General features: G+C 69.5%; 19 protein-coding genes and 1 pseudogene. 9 read left to right on the top strand and 11 right to left on the bottom strand.

All coding sequences use genetic code 11. From position 1 onward, the window contains the following. Positions 1-64: 64 nt before the first annotated feature. Positions 65-1,396 carry an HNH endonuclease signature motif containing protein gene (locus ACLF6J_RS17065; protein ID WP_134352441.1) on the bottom strand — a complete coding sequence of 444 codons (1,332 nt, stop codon included), beginning with the start codon at positions 1,394-1,396 and terminating at the stop codon, positions 65-67. Positions 1,397-1,567: 171 nt separating this feature from the next. Here ACLF6J_RS17065 and ACLF6J_RS17060 point away from each other — a divergent pair, with 171 nt between their 5' ends. Continuing rightward, the gene (locus ACLF6J_RS17060; RefSeq protein WP_047519810.1) at positions 1,568-2,368 is read left to right on the top strand and encodes a MerR family transcriptional regulator; all 801 of its coding nucleotides are present in this window, start codon (positions 1,568-1,570) and stop codon (positions 2,366-2,368) included. 29 nt (positions 2,369-2,397) lie between these two features. Here the strand turns inward: ACLF6J_RS17060 and ACLF6J_RS17055 are convergent, their stop codons facing one another. Next, on the bottom strand, positions 2,398-2,859 hold the full coding sequence (locus ACLF6J_RS17055; protein WP_134352442.1) for a DUF3817 domain-containing protein: 462 nt from the start codon (positions 2,857-2,859) through the stop codon (positions 2,398-2,400). Between the two features lie 144 nt (positions 2,860-3,003). Between ACLF6J_RS17055 and ACLF6J_RS17050 the strand changes: the two genes are divergently transcribed. Continuing rightward, a complete protein-coding gene (locus ACLF6J_RS17050) occupies positions 3,004-3,924 on the top strand; it encodes a helix-turn-helix domain-containing protein (protein WP_134352443.1) in 921 nt (306 codons plus the stop codon). Positions 3,925-3,940: 16 nt separating this feature from the next. On the opposite strand, the gene ACLF6J_RS17045 is transcribed toward ACLF6J_RS17050, so the two are convergent. Next, positions 3,941-5,137: an MFS transporter gene (locus tag ACLF6J_RS17045; protein WP_134352444.1), complete on the bottom strand. Its 1,197-nt coding sequence runs from the start codon at positions 5,135-5,137 to the stop codon at positions 3,941-3,943. 283 nt (positions 5,138-5,420) lie between these two features. Here ACLF6J_RS17045 and ACLF6J_RS17040 point away from each other — a divergent pair, with 283 nt between their 5' ends. Further along, on the top strand, positions 5,421-6,293 hold the full coding sequence (locus tag ACLF6J_RS17040) for a serine protein kinase RIO (protein WP_134352445.1): 873 nt from the start codon (positions 5,421-5,423) through the stop codon (positions 6,291-6,293). On the opposite strand, the gene speB is transcribed toward ACLF6J_RS17040, so the two are convergent. Genes speB through ACLF6J_RS17020 form a run of 4 tightly spaced genes read right to left on the bottom strand, consistent with a single transcriptional unit; the run spans position 6,287 to position 11,920 of the window. Then, positions 6,287-7,243, bottom strand: a complete 957-nt coding sequence (gene speB, locus ACLF6J_RS17035) for an agmatinase (RefSeq protein WP_047519816.1) — start codon at positions 7,241-7,243, stop codon at positions 6,287-6,289. The genes ACLF6J_RS17040 and speB overlap by 7 nt on opposite strands. Positions 7,244-7,291: 48 nt before the next feature. Further along, a complete protein-coding gene (locus ACLF6J_RS17030) occupies positions 7,292-8,908 on the bottom strand; it encodes a thiamine pyrophosphate-binding protein (RefSeq protein WP_134352446.1) in 1,617 nt (538 codons plus the stop codon). A gap of 10 nt (positions 8,909-8,918) precedes the next feature. Continuing rightward, positions 8,919-10,586 carry an amidohydrolase gene (locus tag ACLF6J_RS17025; protein WP_134352447.1) on the bottom strand — a complete coding sequence of 556 codons (1,668 nt, stop codon included), beginning with the start codon at positions 10,584-10,586 and terminating at the stop codon, positions 8,919-8,921. Then, the gene (locus tag ACLF6J_RS17020; protein ID WP_047524243.1) at positions 10,583-11,920 is read right to left on the bottom strand and encodes an MFS transporter; all 1,338 of its coding nucleotides are present in this window, start codon (positions 11,918-11,920) and stop codon (positions 10,583-10,585) included. Before ACLF6J_RS17020 ends, ACLF6J_RS17025 begins: the two co-directional genes overlap by 4 nt. A 221-nt stretch (positions 11,921-12,141) precedes the next feature. On the opposite strand from ACLF6J_RS17020, the gene ACLF6J_RS17015 reads away from it, so the two are divergent. Both ACLF6J_RS17015 and ACLF6J_RS17010 read left to right on the top strand, forming a co-directional pair. Next, complete coding sequence (locus ACLF6J_RS17015) at positions 12,142-13,038, top strand: Lrp/AsnC family transcriptional regulator (RefSeq protein WP_047524242.1); 897 nt, start codon at positions 12,142-12,144, stop codon at positions 13,036-13,038. Positions 13,039-13,183: 145 nt separating this feature from the next. Further along, positions 13,184-14,590, top strand: a complete 1,407-nt coding sequence (locus ACLF6J_RS17010; RefSeq protein ID WP_134352448.1) for an MFS transporter — start codon at positions 13,184-13,186, stop codon at positions 14,588-14,590. Between the two features lie 146 nt (positions 14,591-14,736). On the opposite strand, the gene ACLF6J_RS17005 is transcribed toward ACLF6J_RS17010, so the two are convergent. Continuing rightward, positions 14,737-15,309 (bottom strand): MarR family winged helix-turn-helix transcriptional regulator, encoded by a 573-nt coding sequence (locus tag ACLF6J_RS17005; protein WP_244093534.1) that lies wholly within the window; start codon positions 15,307-15,309, stop codon positions 14,737-14,739. Positions 15,310-15,412: 103 nt separating this feature from the next. Here ACLF6J_RS17005 and ACLF6J_RS17000 point away from each other — a divergent pair, with 103 nt between their 5' ends. Continuing rightward, positions 15,413-16,114 (top strand): hypothetical protein, encoded by a 702-nt coding sequence (locus ACLF6J_RS17000; protein WP_134352449.1) that lies wholly within the window; start codon positions 15,413-15,415, stop codon positions 16,112-16,114. Positions 16,115-16,211: 97 nt separating this feature from the next. Here the strand turns inward: ACLF6J_RS17000 and ACLF6J_RS16995 are convergent, their stop codons facing one another. Next, positions 16,212-16,856 carry a TetR/AcrR family transcriptional regulator gene (locus tag ACLF6J_RS16995; RefSeq protein ID WP_134352450.1) on the bottom strand — a complete coding sequence of 215 codons (645 nt, stop codon included), beginning with the start codon at positions 16,854-16,856 and terminating at the stop codon, positions 16,212-16,214. Positions 16,857-16,929: 73 nt separating this feature from the next. Here ACLF6J_RS16995 and ACLF6J_RS16990 point away from each other — a divergent pair, with 73 nt between their 5' ends. Next, complete coding sequence (locus ACLF6J_RS16990) at positions 16,930-17,991, top strand: alpha/beta hydrolase family protein (RefSeq protein WP_134352451.1); 1,062 nt, start codon at positions 16,930-16,932, stop codon at positions 17,989-17,991. Positions 17,992-18,014: 23 nt separating this feature from the next. On the opposite strand, the pseudogene ACLF6J_RS16985 reads toward ACLF6J_RS16990, so the two are convergent. Next, positions 18,015-19,115, bottom strand: a pseudogene (locus ACLF6J_RS16985) (MFS transporter); the annotation flags it as partial. Positions 19,116-19,262: 147 nt separating this feature from the next. Between ACLF6J_RS16985 and ACLF6J_RS16980 the strand changes: the two are divergent. Together ACLF6J_RS16980 and ACLF6J_RS16975 are read left to right on the top strand one after the other, a co-directional pair. Next, positions 19,263-19,625, top strand: coding sequence for a winged helix-turn-helix transcriptional regulator (locus tag ACLF6J_RS16980; protein ID WP_134352453.1), 363 nt, complete (start codon positions 19,263-19,265; stop codon positions 19,623-19,625). Further along, positions 19,622-19,936 (top strand): NIPSNAP family protein, encoded by a 315-nt coding sequence (locus ACLF6J_RS16975; RefSeq protein WP_047524237.1) that lies wholly within the window; start codon positions 19,622-19,624, stop codon positions 19,934-19,936. The genes ACLF6J_RS16980 and ACLF6J_RS16975 overlap by 4 nt, the downstream gene beginning before the upstream one ends. Before the next feature lie 63 nt (positions 19,937-19,999). On the opposite strand, the gene soxR is transcribed toward ACLF6J_RS16975, so the two are convergent. Further along, a complete protein-coding gene (gene soxR, locus ACLF6J_RS16970; RefSeq protein WP_047524236.1) occupies positions 20,000-20,440 on the bottom strand; it encodes a redox-sensitive transcriptional activator SoxR in 441 nt (146 codons plus the stop codon). Between the last annotated feature and the right edge of the window lie 115 nt (positions 20,441-20,555).

Here is a 20,555-nt window from a genome sequence, read left to right as displayed (position 1 = left end):
ACTCAACTGTACGCCGGGGCTCCGCAGGTGTCAAATCAACTTGATACGAGTCGACTCAACTTTTTCAGAAGGGCGCGAGAATCGCCGGATCCTCCGTGAACGTGACGGTGTTCTGGGGAGGGGGCCGGTCGACGTAGACCTTGCCGGTCGGGCTCGTCCAGGCGTAGACGCCACCACCCAGGGGCTCGACCGCCCACGGCGAATGATGCTTGAGCACGTGATGGCGACGACACAGGTGACCGAGATTCGACTCCTCGGTGGCTCCCCCGAGCGCGGCCTCGTGATGATGGTCGATGTCGCAGTCCACGGACGCGTACCCGCAAGTGGGGAATCGGCACCGCTGATCCCTCGCCCTCAGATGCCGCTTCAGATCCGGACCGGGACGATAGCGGTCGACCGCGAGGACCGCGCCGGTGATGGGGTGGGTGAGGATCCGGTCCCAGCCCGCCGCCGCGCCGGCGATCCGGCGGGCGGTCGCGGGGTCGACCGGAGTGCGGCCGTTCAGCTCGGCCGGAGTCGAGCCCTCGCCGATCAGCGTCGTGACGGGGACCGTGATCGACACCGTTCCGCGAATCGCCGTCAGGAGCCCCTCGCCGCGATCATGTCCGGCCGGAGCGCCGGTGAGGAGCAGGTCGAGAGCGAGATCGGCGCGGCGCTGCGCGAGGGTGCGCTCGTCCGGCTCCGGAGCCGGGAGCTCCGTGAACTCACGCTCTGTGGATTCACGCTCTGTGGACTCATGCTCGGTGGACTCATGCTCCTGCACCGCCTCGGCCATCTGCGTGAGCCGTTCGAAGACACCGTGCACGAGCGCCGACGGACCGAGCAGGCCGAGCTGCGTCATCCCGTCTCCGACGTCTTTCACCCACACGGATCTCTTCTCCCGCGCATCGAGGTGCCGCTCATCGATCGACCGCGCCTGGAACCGTTCGGCCACCCGCCGAGCCATTCGACCGACACGAGCGGGAGACTCGGTCTCGGCGAAGGGGATGATCTGAGCCGCATAGGCGGCGCGGCTCGCCGCATCGGGGAGGTGCTCACCCGCTTCGCAGACGACTCGGGCGTGCGCCGCGCTGATGCGACCCGCCCCCTGCGCCTCCCAGACCAGCGGGAAGTGCTCCACGACCCAGGCCGCGTCGGCCATCCGGCGCTGCACCGTTCGATCACTCACCCGCAGGGCCGCGGCGAACTCCGCGGCGACCGTGCGGGCCGACATGTCTCCGTGGTCGGGATGCTCCGCCTGCGCGGCTACATCGAGCGCGAGCCGCGACCCGACCGCCAGGATGCCGTCTCGCGCGGCCTGCAGACTGCTGATCGTGCGCTCGACCTCGACGAGCATCTCGGTGAGCGCAGCGAGGGCGTCCACCTGCTCGAGGGTCGCATCCGCCAGCGCTGTCATACCTTCAGTGAACCAGGGACCACCGACATTGAAACACCCAGATCAGCGCCAGAAACCAAGATACCGGAATGGGGCGGGGAGCACCTTCCCCTCCGCCCTGGACGATCCGACCTCAGACCGGACCGAGGCGATACTTGACCCTGACACGGTGGCAGACGGGAGAACAGACACATGTTGTCCATCGGAGCGTTCGCGCAGATCGGCCAGGTGACTCACCGCATGCTGCGGCACTGGGACACGGCCGGACTGCTCGTGCCCGCCCACGTGGACGAGTTCAACGGCTACCGCTCCTACGACCCGTCGCAGTTGGAAAGGCTGCACCGGATCGTCGCCCTGCGCCAGCTGGGCTTCGGCCTCGACGACATCTCGGCCATCCTCGAACGGGGAGTCGATGCCGAGCGCATCGCCTCCCTGCTGCGGATCCGCCGCGCAGAGGTCGAGCAGGAGCATCGGATCGCCGCGGAGAGACTCGTCGACGTGGAGAGGCGCCTCCACCTCATCGAGAGAGAGAAGCACATGTCACGGATCGAGATCGTCGAGAAGCCCCTGCCTGCCGTCCGGCTCGCCGCCGTCCGCACGGTCGTCCCCGATCAGCCGGCCGTCGCCGGTGTGGTCGGTTCCGCCTTCGACGCGGTCGCGGACACCATCGGCGGCGAACATCCCCTGACCACACCGATCGCCCAGTACACGACGCTCGACGACGGACTGGAGGTCATCGTCGGCTACACCTATGCGGGCCCCGCGCGCGCGGAGTTCGACATCATCGAGCTCCCTGCGGCGGACGAAGCCGTCTGCGGCATCCACCTCGGCTCGATGGAGCACATCGCGGAGAGCTGGCAGGCGATCCACGCCGAGATCTTCGCGCGCGGCCTCGTACACGACGGTCCCTGCAGGGAGCTCTATGTCCGCGCCGTCGGCGACGACCAGTCCGATTGGGTCACCGAACTGCAGCAGCCCGTCCGACGCGCCTGAGCGGAATCACGCACTGAAGGTGTGCGGGCTCACTTACCGCCGGGAGGACCGATCAGCAGCAGGATGACGTACAGCGCGACGATGCCGACCACGAGCAGCACGGCGAGCACCCACGGCCGCTGCAGGAACCACCGCATCAGCCGGTCGTACCACCGTCGATCACGCGGATCCTCGGTCGCCTCGAGGCGCCAGGCTCCGGTGAGGCGGCCGGTACGGTGCAGCCAGATCTCCATCGGGATGGTCGCGTACGGGACCACCGCGCTCGCGACGGCGAGCACGCCGACCCCGACATGCCAGCGCTGGTTCAGGGCGACCAGGATCGCCGTCGCCGCATAGCTCAGGAAGATGAATCCGTGGATGCCTCCGCCCACGGTCACCACCACGCCGGGGGCGCCGACGGCGCGGGCGATGATCGCGCCGATCAGGATCGTCCAGGTGATCGCCTCCGCGATCGCGAGGACTCGGTACAGACGGTCGGGGGTGCGGAACACGGTACTCCTCGGGTGGGGTGCTTCCACCGTATCCGTCCCTCCATCCCCCTCGAATCAACCGAATGGTTGAGTCCGTCAAGACGGTGCGACCGTCTCGCGCACCGACATCGGAATAGCAGCCCGCGCGACGACGTTGCCGAAGGCATGGTGACAGTGGATGCGGATGCGCTCTCGCACGTGCTCGGTGCGGTCGATCTCCGCGTCGGCATCGGACGCCGATCGTCGCTCGCCGCGGGAGCGCTGCTGCCGATCCCCGCCGACGCCATCACCCTGGTCTACATCGTCGCGGGCGCCGTGCGGGGGCATCCTCCGCTCGGAGACGGCTGCCGTCTCGACGTCGATCCCGATTCGCAGCGACTCCGGCTCGACAACTCGCAGGCGCGCCATGACCTGCTCGTGACGGGCGACGCGTTCCTGACCCTCGGCCGGTCGCCGTTCGCGCTCGAGGCACACGACGAGACGATCCTCATGATCGCCGACATCGAGCTCGCAGATGTCGCGTCACCCCTGCCCGCACTGCTGCCCCCGTTCCTCACCGTGACCGGCTTCGACGCCGTGGAGCCCGCGGCCGCCGCCCTCGCCCTGAACATGGGGGTGATCGACCACACGGTCACACCCGCCCGCCAGGGGGACCCGGTGATCTGCCGCCTGATGGCGACGACCGTCCTGTTGTCGGTCATCCGTGCTTGGGCGGCGAACGGCTGCGCGCCCACCGGCTGGCCCTCCCTGTCGAGCGACCCCTTCCTCGACCGCGTGGTCGACGCCATCCACGAGGAGCCGGGGCGCGACTGGACGGTCGAGCGCCTCGCCGCGATCGGGGCGATGTCGCGCTCGACCTTCGCCGAGCGGTTCCGCAGCGCTGTCGGACGCTCACCCGCCGACTACGTCACCGAGGTGCGGGTCGATGCGGCGAAGCGGATGCTCGACGCCGGGCGCTCCGTCTCGGACATCTCCCGCGAGCTGGGCTACGCCTCGGACGAGGGATTCAGCCGCGCATTCCGACGCCGCACCGGACAGACCCCCTCGTCCTGGCGCCTCACCAACCGCACTCCCGTCCCGGCCTGAGCGGCACCCGCCCGGGTCAGGCTCTGCTGCTGACCCGATTCGATGCGCCGAACAGCACCGCGCCGGCGAGCAGCGCGACGGCACCGATCACGTAGACCAGTTCGACGCTCAGAGTGTCCACGAGCAGGCCACCGATGCCTGCGGCGAGCGTGATCGCGCCCTGGAACCCCACGACGACCAGGCTGCCCCCGGCTTCGAGCCGATCGGGCATCCGGTGTCCGACCCAGGTGTTCACGACGATCAGCCAGGACGAGAAGAAGAAGCCCCACACCAGCACGACGATGCCCACGCCGATGATCGATCCGGAGAAGAGGATCATCGCGGTCACCGACACGGCGATCACCAACGGCGCGAACACCGCGAAGAAGGCGAACGTGCGGTCGATGACGAGCCCGATCGTGATGTTGCCGAGCAGACCGCCGACGCCGAACAGCGCGAGCAGCATGACGATGGTCGAGGCGTCGACGTCGGGGATCCGCTCCAGCGCGAGGCGCACGTAGGTGTAGGCGAGGAAGTGCCCGAGGACCACGAGCACATGCCCGACCATGCCGAGGCCGATGCCCGGGCGGCGCAGGGTGTCGACGAGCAGTCGCAGACTCGACGCCTGCTCCGCCGGAACGGACGGCAGCGCGAACCGCAGCACGGCCGCGAGCACGACCATCAGCACGCCCGCGAGAGCGAAGACGGTCCGCCAGTCCATGAGCTCACTGAGCATGACGCCGAGGGGCACGCCCGCGACCGTCGCCAGCGACACCCCGGCGGAGGTGAACATGACGCCGCGGCCGAGATTCGCGGGTCCCGCGAGGCGCGCTGCCACGGTGATCGACATCGCCCAGTACGCGCTGATCGCGGCGCCCAGCAGGAAGCGCGCCAGCAGCACGATGATCAGATTCGGCGCGATCGCCACGATGAGGTTCGACACGGCCGCGGAGAGCGCCATCCACAGCAGCAGCGACCGGCGGTCGAGGCGCGGGAAGATCAGTCCGACCGTCGGGGCGACGACGAGTCCGACGAGCGCGGTCACGGTGACGGTCTGTCCTGCCTGGCCCGGGGTGACCCCGAGGCCGTCGGCCATCTCGGTGAGCACACCGTTGGGCAGGAACTCGGCCGTGACCAGCAGGAAGCCCATCAGCATGAGCACGATCAACCCGCCGTAGCGGATGCGGGGCGCCGCAGAGGAAGACACGGTGGGAACGGGGGCTGTCGTGGTCATGGTTCCACGCTCGCAGGATCCGGATACCGCCGCCCGACCAGGCGTCCGCGGCATCCGACCGATCGTCCGGAGCGATCCCGGCGGGTCGGGCGTTGACCACCGCCTCTGGACACGCTCGCCGGGGACGCCCTATGCTCGACGACGCACCGGGACGCGCCCGGGAAGCCCGAGCGGAAGGAGCCGAAGACATGAACACGGTCTTTGTCGCGCTTTCCGCCGACCACCTTCCCCTCGAGGCCACCCGCTCCTGATCCTGGCGTGGCCTCCCCTCCTGGAGCCACACTTGTCTGACCCCTCCGCTTCCTCGGAAGCCGCGTCGTTCGACGCCTCCTCCTTCGAGACCCTCGAAACCGAACTCTCCTTCGCCGACGTCGACCCCGGTGAGGGCCAGCGCTGGTCCACGTGGCCGGCGATCACCCCGTCCGAGCGCGGGCCCGAGCCGTGGCCCGCGTGGGTGGTGACCTCCGCCGGTGCGCTCGACACCGAACGGGGCGTCCTCAAGACCGGCAAAGAGGCCGACGTGTTCCTGATCGAGCGCGCCGTGCCCGGTGATCCGGCGCAGCACACCCTGCTCGCCGCGAAGCGCTATCGCAGCGCCGAGCACCGCAGCTTCCACCGTTCCTCGACGTACACGGAGGGGCGCAGCACCCGGAACACCCGTGACACCCGCGCCCTCGCCAAGAAGTCGAGCCACGGTCGCGACGTGGCAGCGGCGCAGTGGTCCTTCGCCGAGTTCGAGGCGCTGTGCCGGATGTGGGAGCTCGGCGCGCCGGTGCCGTATCCCGTGCAGGTGAACGGCACCGAGGTGCTGATGGAGTTCCTCGGCGACGCCGACGGCACGGCTGCACCCCGGCTCGCCCAGTCACGCGGCGACCGTGCCGCGCTTCAGGAGTGCTACGCGCAGGTCGTCGATCTGATGCGGATCTTCGCCGCAGCCAGCTTCGCCCACGGCGACCTCTCCGCGTACAACCTGCTCGTGCATGAGGGCCGGGTGCGGGTGATCGACCTGCCGCAGATCGTCGACATCATCGCGAACCCGCAGGGGCTCGACCTGCTGCATCGCGACTGCGTGAACATCTGCGACTGGTTCACCCGACGCCGCGTCGACGCCGACCCCGAGGAACTGTTCGCCGAGCTTCTCGCGGCGCTCTACTGAGAGTCAGACGCCACGCGGGCGGCCAGCAGCGTCACGAGCTCGTACACCACATGGCTCGCGGCGATGCCGGTCATCTGCGCGTGGTCGTAGGCGGGCGACACCTCGACCACGTCCGCGCCGACGATGTTCTGCGACGTCAGGGCACGCAGGATCCGCAGCAGCTCCCGGCTCGTGAGCCCCCCGGCCTCGGGCGTACCGGTGCCGGGCGCGTGGGCGGGGTCGAGCACGTCGATGTCGATCGACACGTACAGCGGCTTGTCGCCGATGCGCTGGAGGATGCGGGCGATGCCGGCCTCGACCCCGTGCTCCTCGATGTATTCGCTCGACACGATCGAGAAGCCCAGGCGCTCGTCGTCCTCCAGGTCCTGCTTCGAGTACAGGGGGCCTCGCGTGCCGACGTGGCAGCTGGAGGTGAGGTCGATCAGTCCCTCCTCGCTCGCGCGGCGGAAGGGGGTGCCGTGGGTGACGGGTGCCCCGAAGTAGGTGTCCCACGTGTCGAGATGTGCGTCGAAGTGCAGCACGGCGACGGGGCCGTGCTTCGCGGCGACCGCGCGCAGCAGGGGCAGCGCGACCGTGTGGTCCCCGCCGATCGTGACGATGCGCTGCACCTGCTCGCCGAGGGCCAGGGCCGCGCGCTCGACCTCGGTCACGGCTTCCGTGAGGTCGAAGGGGTTGACCGGGATGTCACCCGCATCCACGACCTGTGCGATCGCGAACGGCGACACGTCCTGCGCGGGGTTGTACGGTCGCAGCAGTCGCGAGGACTCGCGCACGTGCGACGGACCGAACCGCGTGCCCGGTCGGTAGCTGACGCCCGAGTCGAACGGGATGCCCACGACCGCGATGTCGGCGCGCGGAACATCTTCGATCCGCGGCAGCCGCGCGAAGGTGGCGATGCCGGAGTAGCGGGGGTTCACGGACGCGTCGATGGGGCCCACGTTCTCGGTCATGGCTCGTTCCTGTTCGTCGGGGAGGTCAAGAGAGGGAGGTCACGGAGTTCAGAGGGCGCTCTGCGGGAGGTGCACCAGCTGCACGCCGCCCTCGGCGATCGCGGCCCGGATGCTCGAGGCGATGTCCTCGCGGCGCTCCACCCGGCGCCCGGTCGCGCCGAAGGCCGTGGCGAGCGCCGCCCAGTCGGGCTGCACCAGGTCGACGCCGATGGGGGTCATGCCCCGATCGACCTCGTTCTGACGGATCTCGGCGTACCCGCCGTTGTCGACGCACACGATCGTGACGTCGAGACGCTGCTCGACCGCGGTGACCAGCTCGTTCACGCAGAACATCAGCGCGCCGTCGCCGATCACCGTGACGACCGGATGCTCCGTCTGCGCGACTCTGGCGCCGATCGCCGCCGGCAGCCCGTAGCCGAGCGTCGCGTAGGTGGGGGTATAGAGCAGCGAGTGCGGATGGGCCGACTGCAGCACGCTGCCGAGGGCCAGATAGACGATCTGGGACGAGTCGCCCGCGACGATCGCATCCTCGGGAAGGGCGTCGGCGATGATCTCGGCCAGGGCGACCGCCTCGGGTGCGGTCTCGCGCATCTCGGCGGCGATCGCGCTCCGCTCGGCGGTGAGGTCGCGCGGCGGGCGGGCTTCGTGCGGGACGACGGCCAGCAGCGCCTCCACGACGGCAGCCGCGTCGCCCGTGATCCCCACCGTCGCGGCGAGGTTCTTGTCGTGCTGCGTCGGCGAGATGTCGATACGGATCACGGATCCGCGGGCTTCGAGCCGCGGCGCCCACAGCTCTGCCTCACCGAGCTTCGAGCCGACGACGAGCAACACGTCGGCATCCTCCGCGACGGCGCGGGCCGCGGCGAGGCGCAGATTCGAGCCGAGCGAGAGCGCGTGCTGCTCATCGACCACGCCCTTGCCGTTCAGGGTGGTGAGCACCGGAGCGCCGAGTCGCTCGGCGAGGGTCGTGACCTCGTGCGCGGCATCCACCGCTCCCCCACCGGCGACGATCACCGGGGTCTTCGCGGCGACGAGCAGACGTGCCGCCTCGGCGAGCGCTGCCGGATCCCCGGACGCGCGCGCCGCGACCGGGCGGGGCCTGCGCGCCTCGGCGGAGACCTCGGCCGGCGCCTCCAGCACGTCGAGGGGGATCTCGATGTGCACGGGCCGGGGACGCCCGGTGCGGAACAGCGCGAACGCATCATGGACGGCATCCACCGCCTCGGCGGCACTGGTCACCCGACGCGACCACTCGGCGATCGCGCCGACCATGGCCGTGGCATCCTTCGTCTCGTGGAGCGTGCCGACGTCGGCGAACTCTGCGCCGAGCGGCACTCCCGGGGAGAGGACGATGAGGGGTCGCGATTCGCAGAACGCGGTGCCGATCGCGCTCATGGCGTTCTGCAGGCCGGGACCGGACGTGGTGATGACCACGCCGGGGAGTCCGGTCTGCTGCGCCCAGCCGTCGGCCCCGTAGCCGGAGCCCTGCTCGTGACGGTTCGTGACGGCACGGATCCCGAGCTCGGCGAGCGGCCGGTACAACTCGAGGTTGTGGGTGCCGGGGATGCCGAAGATCGCGGTCACACCGTAGGCGCGGATGGTCTCCAGGACCGCCCGGCCCGCGGTGTCGGCGTACTGCTCGGCCGTCGTGGTGTCGGAGTTCATCGGATCATCCTCACACCCGGTGACGACGAACGCCGTCGACCCAGGTCTCGCGCACGGTGATCGCCGAGATCTCCTCGGCCGGAACGGACAGCGGATCGCCGGACAGCACCGCGAAGTCGGCGTACTTCCCGACTTCGAGGGAGCCCAGATCGTCGTCGCGGCCGATCGACGCGGCGCCCTCGATCGTGTGGGCGCGCAGGGCGGCGAGCGCGGAGATCCGCAGGTCATCCGGTCCGAGCGTGTGTCCGCGCCGGGTGACGCGGGTGACGGCGGTCTGGATGGCCTCGAGCGGGATCGGCTCCGCGACCGGCGCATCCGAGGAGATCGTGATCGGCACGCCGGCCCGTTCGAACTCCCCGAGCGGGTTGAAGCGCTCACCCGGGGTCCCGATCGCCTCCTCGACGCCCTCGCCCCAGTTGAAGTAGTGCTGCGTCTGGTTGACCGGACGGATGCCCGAGGCCGCCATCCGCTCGATCTGCTCGGGAGTCGGCAGACCGCAGTGCTCGATGCGGTGCCGGGCATCGGCATCCGGATGCTCGGCGAGCGCGGACTCGATCGCTGACACGACCATCTCGATCGCGGTGGGCGACTGCGCGTGCGTGGCCGTCTGCAGGCCCGCGGCGTGCGCCTTGCGGATGAGCCCGGCGTACTCGGCAGGCTCGTGGTACAACTGCCCGGTGCGGCAGGGGTCACCCACGTAGCCGTCCGGGAAGTACGCGGTCCAGCCGCCCAGCGTCCCGTCGGCGTAGAACTTGATGCCCGCGAAACTCAGGTGCGCGTTGCCGAACTGACCGACGAGCCCCATCTCGAGCGCCTCGTCGAGCAGGTGCGACAGCAGGTACATCGACACCCGCAGCTCGAGGCGCCCGGCCTCGGCGAGACGCAGGTACATGTCGAACTCGCGGCGCGTGACCTGGCAGTCGCCGATCGAGGTGACACCACCGGCAAGGAAGCGCTGCGTCGCGGCATCCAGCTGGCGCAGGTGCTCCTCCGGTTCATCCGCGAGATGGAAGTTCGGGCCGTGGTGGCCGATCTTCACGCCGTGCACGCCCGTGAGGATGTTGCAGGCGGCGTCCGACAGTTCACCCGTCAGCTCGCCCTCCGCGTCGCGGAAGAACTCGCCGCCGTCCGGGTTCGGGGTGTCCCGGTCGACGCCGCCCGCCTGCAGGGTGTACGAGTTCACGACGCCGCCGTGGCCGGACGCGTTCATGAGATACACCTCGCGATCGCTCGCGACCTCGTCGAGCTCGAAGCGGGTGGGGTGCCGCTTCTCCGCCAGGTTCCGCTGCTCGTAGCCGTAGCCGCGCACCGGCCGTCCTGCGGGCAGGTCGGCGGCCGCCGCCTTCAGCAGTGCCACGATCTCGGGGATGCTGCCGGCCTTCTCGGGTCCGCAGTCGACCCAGGTCATCATCTGCCCGAACATGAGCGGATGCGCGTGGGCGTCGACGAACCCGGGGACCACGACCGCGTCACCGAGGTCGATGCGCTCCGGGGAGAGCCCTGCCCGTTCGACCGCCGCCTCGCACTCCGCGGGGGTGCCGATCGCGAGGATCCGTCCCCGGTCGGTCAGCATGGCCGTGGCCGTGGTGGCTTCGGCATCCGCGGTGTGGATCGCCTGCGCCGTCAGGAGGACGGGTGTCTCCTGCGCGGAGCGGTCGAAGGGGGTGAGCTTTCTCATGGCAGCCTGTTCGCGGTCGTGTCGGTGCGGGCGGTGAAGGAGGCGGTGACGGGGGCCTCGTCGGAGTGCTGCGGCGCGAGACGCGTGCAGACACCGGCGATGAGGGCCATACCGATGAACATCGCGATGACCGACCAGATGCTGCCCGTCCAGGCGATGAGCTGGGTCGCGAACCACGGGGAGAACCCGGCCCAGACCGCCGCGCCGACGCCGTAGGACAGCGCGATCGAGGTGTAGCGGGCCTGCGGACGGAACATCTGCGAGAGCAGGGCGGCGATCGGCGCGTAGGTGGCGCTCATCGCGATGCGCACCAGGGAGGCGAACAGGAAGATGAGCGGTTCGACTCGGCCGGGCAGGATCAGCAGGAACGGCACGAAGGTGAGCACCGAGGTGAGCAGGCCGAGGTACATGACGTTCTTCCGGCCCCACTTGTCGCCCAGCCAGGCGACGGGAAGCGTCACCACGAATTCCACGAAGGAGGCGATCGTCATGGCGTCGAGGATGACCTGCTCGCTGATCGCGACCGTGTCGCCGGTGGCGTACGCCGTGGCGAAGGTGGTGGCCAGGTAGTAGCCGCCGGTCGAGATGGGCAGGATGCCGATGCCGAGGAGGATCGGACGCCAGTTGGTGCGCAGCGCGAAGGCGAGCGGCATCGACTGCTTGCGGCCCTCGATCTTCGCCTCGAAGACCGGGGACTCCTCGACGCGGTAGCGCACCCAGAAACCGACGCCGACCAGCACGATCGAGAGCAGGAAGGGGATGCGCCATCCGCCGTTGATGATGAAGTCGTCGCCCATGCGCGTCATGATCGCGAAGATTCCCGACGCCAGCAGCGCGCCGGCCGGGTTGCCGAGCTGCGTGAAGCCGCCGTAGAAGGTCTTGGACTTCTCGGGGGCGTGCTCGACGCTCATGAGCACCGCGCCGCCCCACTCGCCGCCGACCGCGAGGCCCTGCACCGCACGGAGCAGGATCAGGAGGATCGGGGCGAGGATGCCGATGTTCTCGTACGTCGGCAGGCAGCCCACGAGCACCGTGGCCGCGCCCATCATCAGCAGCGTGATGACGAGCGACACCCGGCGTCCGAGCTTGTCGCCGATGTGGCCGAAGATGATGCCGCCGAGGGGCCGGACGAGGAAGGCGACCGCGAAGGTCGCGAAGGCCGCTGCGGTCTCGGCGAGTCGGTCGCCGCTCGGGAAGAAGAGCGGACCGAAGACGAGCGCCGCCGCGGTCGCGTAGACGTAGAAGTCGTACCACTCGATCGTGGTGCCGACGAAGGCGGCGATGCCGGCGCGTCGTGCCCGGCTGTGGGTACCGGTGCTGGGTGTGGAGGTCATGAGGGTGCCCGCTCCTTTGCGGAAGATGTCGGATAGCGAAGGATGCTACGGACGTGCGGAGCCGTCGGCAAGGTCAGAACTCCAGCGAGAATGAGCATTCACTGGATTTCTGATCATGAAACCATGCAATGCTTCCCTTCTCGACGGCACAAGCGCTTCTAGACTGAACAAGCGCGCGGCGATCCGTGCGTTCGCGGGAATCTGACGAATCGAGGGCGACCATGGATTTCGACGCCGAACTCATCCGCGCGCTGCAGGAAGACGGTCGTGCCAGCATCCTCTCACTCGCCGAAAGGCTCGGACAGTCGCGGGCGGCGGTCGCGGCGCGGTTGCGGACGATGCTCGCCGACCGCACGGTCCGGGTCGTCGCGGCCGTCGATCCGGTCTTCCTCGGGCAGCACGTACTCGCCCACGTCTCCCTCCGCACCGACGGCACGGTCGAACACGTCGCCGAGCACCTGCGCGACATGAGCGAGACCGTGCTGGTCTCGGCGGTCGGGGGCTCGCACGACGTGGTCACCGAGGTGCGCGTCGGGTCGATGTCGGAGCTGCACGATCTGCTCGCGCTCATCCGTGCGATCGACGGCGTGCACGACATCAGCACCATCATCTACTCGACCGTGATCAAGGGCTTCTTCGTCTCCGAGTACCACGGTGACGTCACCCTCGACGTGATCGACGAAGCCCTGATCGAGCGACTCCAGGCGGACGGACGGGAGAGTTTCCGCGCGCTGGGTGAAGAGGTGCGCCTCTCCCCCTCGGCCGTCGCCACCCGGGTGCAGCGACTGATCGACGCCGGGGTCATCAAGATCAGCGCCGTCGAGGCACGCGGGCTCGCGCACCGGCAGCTGTCGATGGGAGTCGGGATGACGCTCGGAGACGACGACGGGGCCGTGATCGACGAGCTCCGGCGCGGACGCGGGGTGGACTTCGCCGCACGAACGCTCGGGCGGTTCGATGCGGTGGCGACGCTGGTCGAGCCCTCGGCCGGTGCGCTGTATGCGAGCCTCGAACGCCTGCGCGCGCTGCCCGGCGTCACGCGGATCGAAGCCTGGCTCCACCTGGCGGTGCTGAAGGAGGACTACGCCCGCACGCTCCGCCCCCTCCGTACGGACTGAGCCCCCTCCGCGCGGCCCCCGCACCGGTGCGGGCTCGAAAACGCGCCGCTGCGGGCCGTCGGAGGCGCACTTCTGATCCCGCACCGGGCGTGTCGACGCGGCGCGCCGTCACCGGACGTTCACCGGAGGCCGCCAGACTTCCCCCATGAGCGAACCCGAATCTCGCCCTGGCGTCCCCGAGCCCGCAGCGACCGCCAACAGTGGTGCCGTCGCCGTCGTCGGCCTCGATCTGCGCGGCGAGACCCCCGCCCCCAGGAAGCAGGTCTACTCGTGGGCGCTGTGGGACTGGGCGACGCAGCCGTTCAACACCGTCATCCTGACGTTCGTCTTCACCGCGCTCTACCTGGTCAGCGAGTCCTTCCTCCCCGCCGACATCGCGGCATTGAGCGAAGACGATCCGGCCCGGCTCGCGGCGGAGGCGGACCTCGCATCCGGGCTCGGCCTCGGATCCACCATCGCGGCCTTCGGCATCCTGCTCCTCGCGCCGGTGCTCGGGCAGCGCGCCGATGCCGCGGGTCGGCAGAAGCTCTGGCTCGGGATTGGCACCGGCGCCCTGATCCTGTGCATGCTGGGTCTGTGGTTCGTGGAGCCGGCCCCGAGTCTGTTCTGGCTGGGCGTCGCGCTCATCTCGGCGGCGACCGTGTTCCAGGAGATCGCGGCGGTGAACTCCAACGCGATGCTCATCGGCATCGCCACCCCGCGGAACGTCGGCCGCATCTCCGGTCTCGGATGGGGCTTCGGCTACCTCGGAGGCATCATCGCGCTGGTGATCGTCGTGGTGCTGGACACCTTCGACTGGTTCGGGATGTCCACCGACGACGGACTCGCCTACCGGTTGATCGCGGTCGGATGCGCGGTGTGGGCGATCATCTTCAGCATCCCGATCTTCCTCAACGTGCCGGAGCCCTCGCTCGGACGCCCGGAGCGCAAGGTCGGCTTCTTCGCCTCGTACCCCCTCCTGGTCAAGGACGTCGCCGGGCTCTACCGCAATGAGGAGACCCGGCCCACTTTCTGGTATCTGCTGGCGAGCGCGGTGTTCCGTGACGGACTCGGCGGTGTCTTCGCCTTCGGTGCGATCATCGGGACGGCCGTCTTCAACTTCGGCACGCAGGACATCATCATCTTCGGCATCGCGGCGAACCTGATCGCCGGAGTCTCGACCATCGCCGCAGGGCGACTCGACGATCGACTCGGACCGAAGCGGATCATCCTCGCCTCGATCGGCTCGATGATCGTCGCGGGCCTCGCGGTGTTCTTCCTGCGGGACGCCGGGTCGATGGTCTTCTGGGTCGGCGGCCTCATCCTGTGCGCATTCGTCGGACCGGCTCAGGCAGCGGCCCGGTCGTTCCTGGCCAGGGTCACCCCGGCCGGCCGCGAGGGCGAGATCTTCGGCCTGTACGCCACGACGGGCCGCGCGGCGAGCTGGATGGCCTCCGGCGCCTGGACCCTGCTGATCGTGCTGACGAGTCAGACCGCCTTCGGCATCCTGGGCATCGTGATCGTGCTGCTCGCCGGCTTCCTCCTGCTGCTGCCGGTGAAAGCGCCGCGCTGACGGGAGGCCCCCGTTCACAACTCCGGACAAACGGGCCGAAACCACACCTTCAGGGGCATTCAGACGGCGGGTCGCCGATTTCTTCCTGAGTTGTGCACGGATCGTCGGTCGGGACCGTCGGTCGGGATCGCGTCGGCCTGACCGGCTCAGCGCTGCCAGTTGTCGGCGAGCTTGGTGAGCAGCCGGGCGAGTTCGACGCGCTCCTCGTCGGTGAATAAGGTGAGCGCGGTCGTCAGCATCTCGCGACGCTCACCACGCATGCCGCGGGCGAGGCGGCGGCCTTCGTCGGTCAGTGCGATACGCGTGCGCCGCGCGTCGTCGGGGTCGGCCTCGCGGCGCACATAGCCGCGCTCGACGCCTTGCTGGACGAGCCGTGACGCTCGCGGCTGATCGACGCCGATCGCGGCACCGAGGTCGCTCACGCTGAGGGGAGTCGCCGCCGCGGCCAGCGCCTCCAGCATCCGCATGCGGGCAGGACCACCGAGGCGCCCTGACGGGTCGGCCATCCACGGCGGCATGCCCGGATGGCCGCGGTGGTGATCGAAGTGGTCGTGCACGTGGTCGCCGCGAGTCCCCTGCGGTCCGCCGTGCCGACCGTGGGGACCGCCTCTCCCGCCGTGCCCCCGATCGCCCGGACGACGTCCTCGCAGGCGGGACAGCGCCTGCGCGATGGCTTCGGCCGGATCCGATTCCGCGGGTTCGTTCTTGTCGGTGGTCACCCTCTGATTTTACATGCGACTTGACATGCATCACGACTGCATGTCACACTACATGTACATGCACTGTGACATACACATGCACCCCGACAACGAAGGACTTTCCATGAACACCTCTGAATCACAGAACCCTGTAAACACCACCCGCCCCTTCGGCTACTGGCTGAAGGCCGCCGACCGCCTCATGGCGGCCGAGTTCGCCACCGCCTTCGACCGCGAGCACGCGAACCGCCGCGACTGGCGGATGCTCAATGCCGTCGACGGCACCGTCGCCCCGGATCGCCCACTCAAGGCTCACAAGCTGCGTGACCTGATCGAGCGCGGCTGGATCGCCGCCGACGGCGAGGGCTGGACGCTCACCGACGAAGGCCGCGCGGCGAAGGATCGCCTCGGCACCATCGTCGACGAGATCCGCGCGAAGGTCGCCGATGCCGTATCCCCCGAGGACATGGCCACCACCCTCGCGTCGCTGGAGAAGATCGCGCGCGCGTTCGGCTGGGACGAGGAGACCCCTCTGCCCCGCGGACGTCGGCACGGCTTCGGCGGCCCCCGGCATGGTCGCGGAGCCCGGCACGGCTTCGGACGCCCGTTCCGCCGGGGCTTCGGCCCGGGCATGGACGCCGAGTACGGATGCCGTCACGACGACGGCCACGGCGAACGGCACGCCCACGCGCAGAGCCACGGCCACGGACACGCCCACACCCACGGACAAGGACACAGCCACGGACACCCCCGCACCGGACGGATGGCGCAGCACGCGTTCGAACGCGGCTTCGAGGCGGGCTTCACCCGCGGTCGCGACGCCTGACGCTCCGGCCACCATCGACGAGACGCCTCATCCGACAGCGGGTGAGGCGTCTCGTGCGCCTGGGGTCGGCGTCCGAGGTCGGCGCCTGGGGTCGACGTCAGAGGTCGAGGAGCGCCACCGCGGACTCCGCCGCGCCGGCAGCACGGAGGCGAGCGCGGATCGCGGCGGCCGCGAGCGCGTAGGGGCGCTCATCGTCCATCAGCAGCGAGCGCGCATTGGCCTCCTCGTTCAAGGCGACCAGCTCGAAGGCGAGAATCTCCGCATCGGCATCGATCTCCCCCACGGCGACCGCGTGGCGGATCTGAGCTTCGAGGTAGCCGTACCAGTCGACCAGTGCCGCACGCACCGCATCGCTCACGGGCCCGGACTTCGAGTCGACGTCGGCTGCCGTGGCGGCGAAGAAGCACCCACCGGCGAAGACCCGTTCCTTCGAGTACGCGAGGGAGTTGCGCAACAGCGCGGCGAGGCGGTGGACACCCCGCTGATGCTCCCGGGCGGGCTCGACGATCTGCGCGGTGAAGATCTCCCGCGCGGCCTCGACCGTGGCGAGCTGCAGGCCCTCCTTGCTTCGGAAGAGCGTGGCGATGCTGCTCTTGCTCGACCCGGAGGCTTCGGCGAGCCGGCCGATGGTCAGCCCGTCGAGTCCTTCGACGGAGGCGAGGTCGGTCGCACTGTCCAGCACGATGCGGCGCGAGGCATCACCACGCGCTCGCCGTCCGTCCTGCACCGCATGAATCGACATGCCCCCTAGTATACGAACGATCGTTCGCCTAGTATACGTATGATCGTTCGTATTGTTTGGCGAAGGAGTTCCCATGCCGTCCCTCCCCGCACTGCTCACCCGCAGCATCCATGCCGCCGCCCGCGTCTCGCCCACGTTCGCGGGCGAACTCGCCTACCGCCTCTTCTTCGCCACCTCCCCGCGGATGCCGGTGCGCGAGGCCGATGCCCCGACACTCGACGACGCGCGCCGCGGGACCCTGCACGTGCGAGGCATCGAGGTGTCCACCTACGAGTGGGGCGGCGGCCCTCACGCGGTGCTGCTCCTGCACGGTTGGCGCGGCCGAGCCTCACAGTTCGCCCCGCTCGTGCGCGAACTGGTCGCGGAGGGGTTCCGTGTGATCGCGTTCGACGCACCCGCGCACGGCGCCTCCGGCGGCGGTCGCACCGATGTGCGTGACTGGGTCGACGCCGCCGAGCAGCTGCACGCTGTGCACGGACCCTTCGCCGCGATCGTCGGGCACTCGTTCGGCGCCTTCGCCGCGTTGACCGTGGCCCGGTCGACCGTGCCGACCGGCGCCGTCGCCGCGATCGCCGGTGCGGCCGGCCCCGACGCATTCCTCGCGGAGTTCGCGAGAGAGCTCCGCCTCGATCCCGCGACGACCGCGAGGCTCACGGAGCGATTCCATCGGCGGCTCGGTCTGGACCGGGCCACGGTCTCGGCGCGCTACGACGCCGCGCGGCATCCGCTTCCGAGGGAGACCGCACTGCTGGTCGTGCACGATCGCGATGACCGACGGATGCCGGATTCCGACTCCCTGCGTCTGCACGAAGCCCACGGCGAGCGCTCCCGCCTGCTCCGCACCGAAGGGCTCGGCCACACCCGCGTGCTGTCGGCGGATGCGACCCTCGATGCGGTCGTCGCACTGGTGACGGGCGGGCTCGAGGCCGTCGATGCCCTCGGGTCGATCGCACCGGATGAGACTCAGGCCCGTCGACGGACTCCGCGCCGCACCACCGGAAGAACCGCGGCCGCCACGACCACGACAGCGGCCACGAGCACTGCCACGACGAAGCCGCCGGTGACGAGGACGGCGGCGATGGTGCCGAACACGGCGATCCCGAGCCCGCCTCCGAGCGCGAATCCAATTTCCTGAATCGCTCCCACCTGTCCGGCCTGGTCCTCGGTCGTCGCCTCGAACAGCGCCGTCGCGGCGAGTGTCGCACCGACGCCGAACCCGAGGCCGACGAGCACGAGCGGGATCGCCACGACGGCCGGGTCGAGCGCGAGCCACCCCAGCCCCACGGCCTGCAGGACGAGCGCCAGCACCGTGAGGGAGTTCGCCGACAGCACGCGCAGCGCCAGCGGCGCCAGCACGCCCCCGATCGCGATGGCCGCGGCCTGGGGCAGCAGCGCGATGCCCGCCTCGGCCGCACTCTGCCCGCGGGTGTCCTGCAGGTGCAGACTCACCAACAGCACGGAGGCCGCCGACGCACCGCTGCTCACGACGATGCGGATGATCGCAGGGCTGAAGCCCGGGATCCGGAAGAGTCCCATGTCGATGAGCGGATCGCGGAGCCGACGCTGCCGACGCACGAAGAAGATCAGGCTCGACGTCGCGATGAGGGCCGCGATCCCGGCCGAGAAGGGCGCGGCGAGGGCCTCGTGGAGCGCGAAGACGAGAGCGCCGAGCGCGAGGATCGAGGACAGGATGCTCAGCACATCCCAGGAGGGCAGCAGGGCACTGCGTGAGTCCGGAACGAGCCACAGGGCCAGCACTCCGGCGATCACCGCGAGCGGAACGCTGCCCAGCATCAGCCAGCGCCATCCCGGCCCCTCGGCCAGCAGCCCACCGAGCACCGGACCGAGTGCGCTTCCCGTGCCGAACGTCGCCGTCCACAACCCGTAGGCGAGGACACGCTCGCGCGCCTGGAACTTGGCACCGATCGTCGAGACCACTCCCGCGACCACGAAGGCCTCCGCGACCCCCAGCAGAGCACGGACGATGATGAGCAGCAGGCCGCTCGTGGCCATCCCACCCACGGCGTTGAGTGCGGCGAAGGCCGCCAAGCCGATCAGGACGATGCTCTTGCGTCCGAACGCGTCACCGATCCGGGAGGCGAGGATCAGTGTCGCCGCCAGGGAGAGGGCGTACACGTCGACGAGCCAGAGTCCCTCGATATCGGTCAGTCCCAGGTCACCCCGGATCGCGGGGAGGGCGGTGGAGACACTGCTGATCGCGAGAGCGCCGATGAGGATCCCGAGCCGGAGCGGGACCATCGCGAGCCAGAGGCGGACGGACGAACGGGACGGGACACGGATGGGGGTTGTGGTCACACCCTCAGTCTGCGAAGGTACACACACAAGCCACAAGTACGGTCATCTCTGATACGTACGGACATTTTGGATACTGTGGAGGGCCGACAGGTGAGAGAGAAGACGGAACGGATCGTCCGCGAGTGGACCGAATCGTGCGACGCCGAGGTGTCGATCGCGGTGCTCGGGGGCGCCTGGAAGCCCAGCATCCTCACCCTCCTCGGCGAACATGAGGTGCTTCGCTTCGGCGAACTCGGACGGCTGCTGCAGGATCCGACCCCGCGCGTGCTCACGCGTCAACTGCGCGAGCTCGAGGCCGACGGCCTCATCATCCGGACCGTCTACCGCCAGGTGCCACCGAAGGTCGAATATCGACTGAGTGAACTGGGTGCGAGCGCCGGGCAGCTGCTGACCGAGCTCACCCGCTGGGGGACTCTCTACGCAGGACGACAGCGCACGGCGGTGGACGCATGATCACGTGTGTCGTGACGTACACGATCGATCCGAAGAAGATCGACGCCTTCGAGTCGTTCGCGCGCGCATGGATCGAGCTCGTGGGACGCCACGGGGGTGTCCACCACGGCTACTTCCTCCCGTCCGAGGGAGCGAGCGACGAGGCCCTCGCCCTGTTCACCTTCCCCTCCTTCGCCGACTACGAGGTGTACCGGGCGAGGTTCGGGGTCGATCCGGAGTTCATCGAGGCCGACCGCATCAGGGATGAGAGCGGCTGCGTGCTGCGCTACGAGCGCACGTTCATGCGCCCCCTGCTGCCCTCCGACCTCTGACGTCCCGGGCCCTGACGTCCGGGCTCTGACGTAGGGCCTCTGACGTCCGGGCTCTGACGAGGTTCAGATCCGGCGCGGGCCCGGACCGTCGTCGGCGAGCGCATCCTCGGGGTTCAGCAACCGGCAGGCCTTGAGCGACAGGCACCCGCAGCCGATGCAGCCGGTGATCTCGCGACGGAGGTGCTCGAGCTGGGTGCGACGGATGTCGAGCTGCTCACGCCACAGCCTTGCGACCCGCTGCCAGTCCCGCTGAGAGGGCGACTCGTCGGCAGGCAGGCTCTGGAAGACCTCGTGCACATCGGTGAGGGGGATGCCGAGACGTTTCGCGACCACGATCAACGAGATCCGCCGCAGCATGTGCCGCCGGTATCGGCGTTGATTCCCTGCGGTCCGGGTCGACGAGATCAGCCCCAGCTGCTCGTAGAAGTGCAGGGAAGTCGCCGGGACGCCGGTGCGCCGGACGACCTCGCCGATGGCGAGCAGATCGTCGGGTTCCAAAGACATCGCCGCCTCCTCTTGACCTCGAGTTTACTCGAGGTATTAGCGTGACGATCGGCCGCCGAGAACCGGCGCCGACGGGCGAGACCAGCGCCCGCTCCGACGCCACGAAGGGCAGCCG

This window comes from Microbacterium sp. IO18 (assembly GCF_049099505.1).
GTDB lineage: Bacteria > Actinomycetota > Actinomycetes > Actinomycetales > Microbacteriaceae > Microbacterium > Microbacterium aurugineum.
This window is presented reverse-complemented; position numbering and strand designations above follow the sequence as displayed.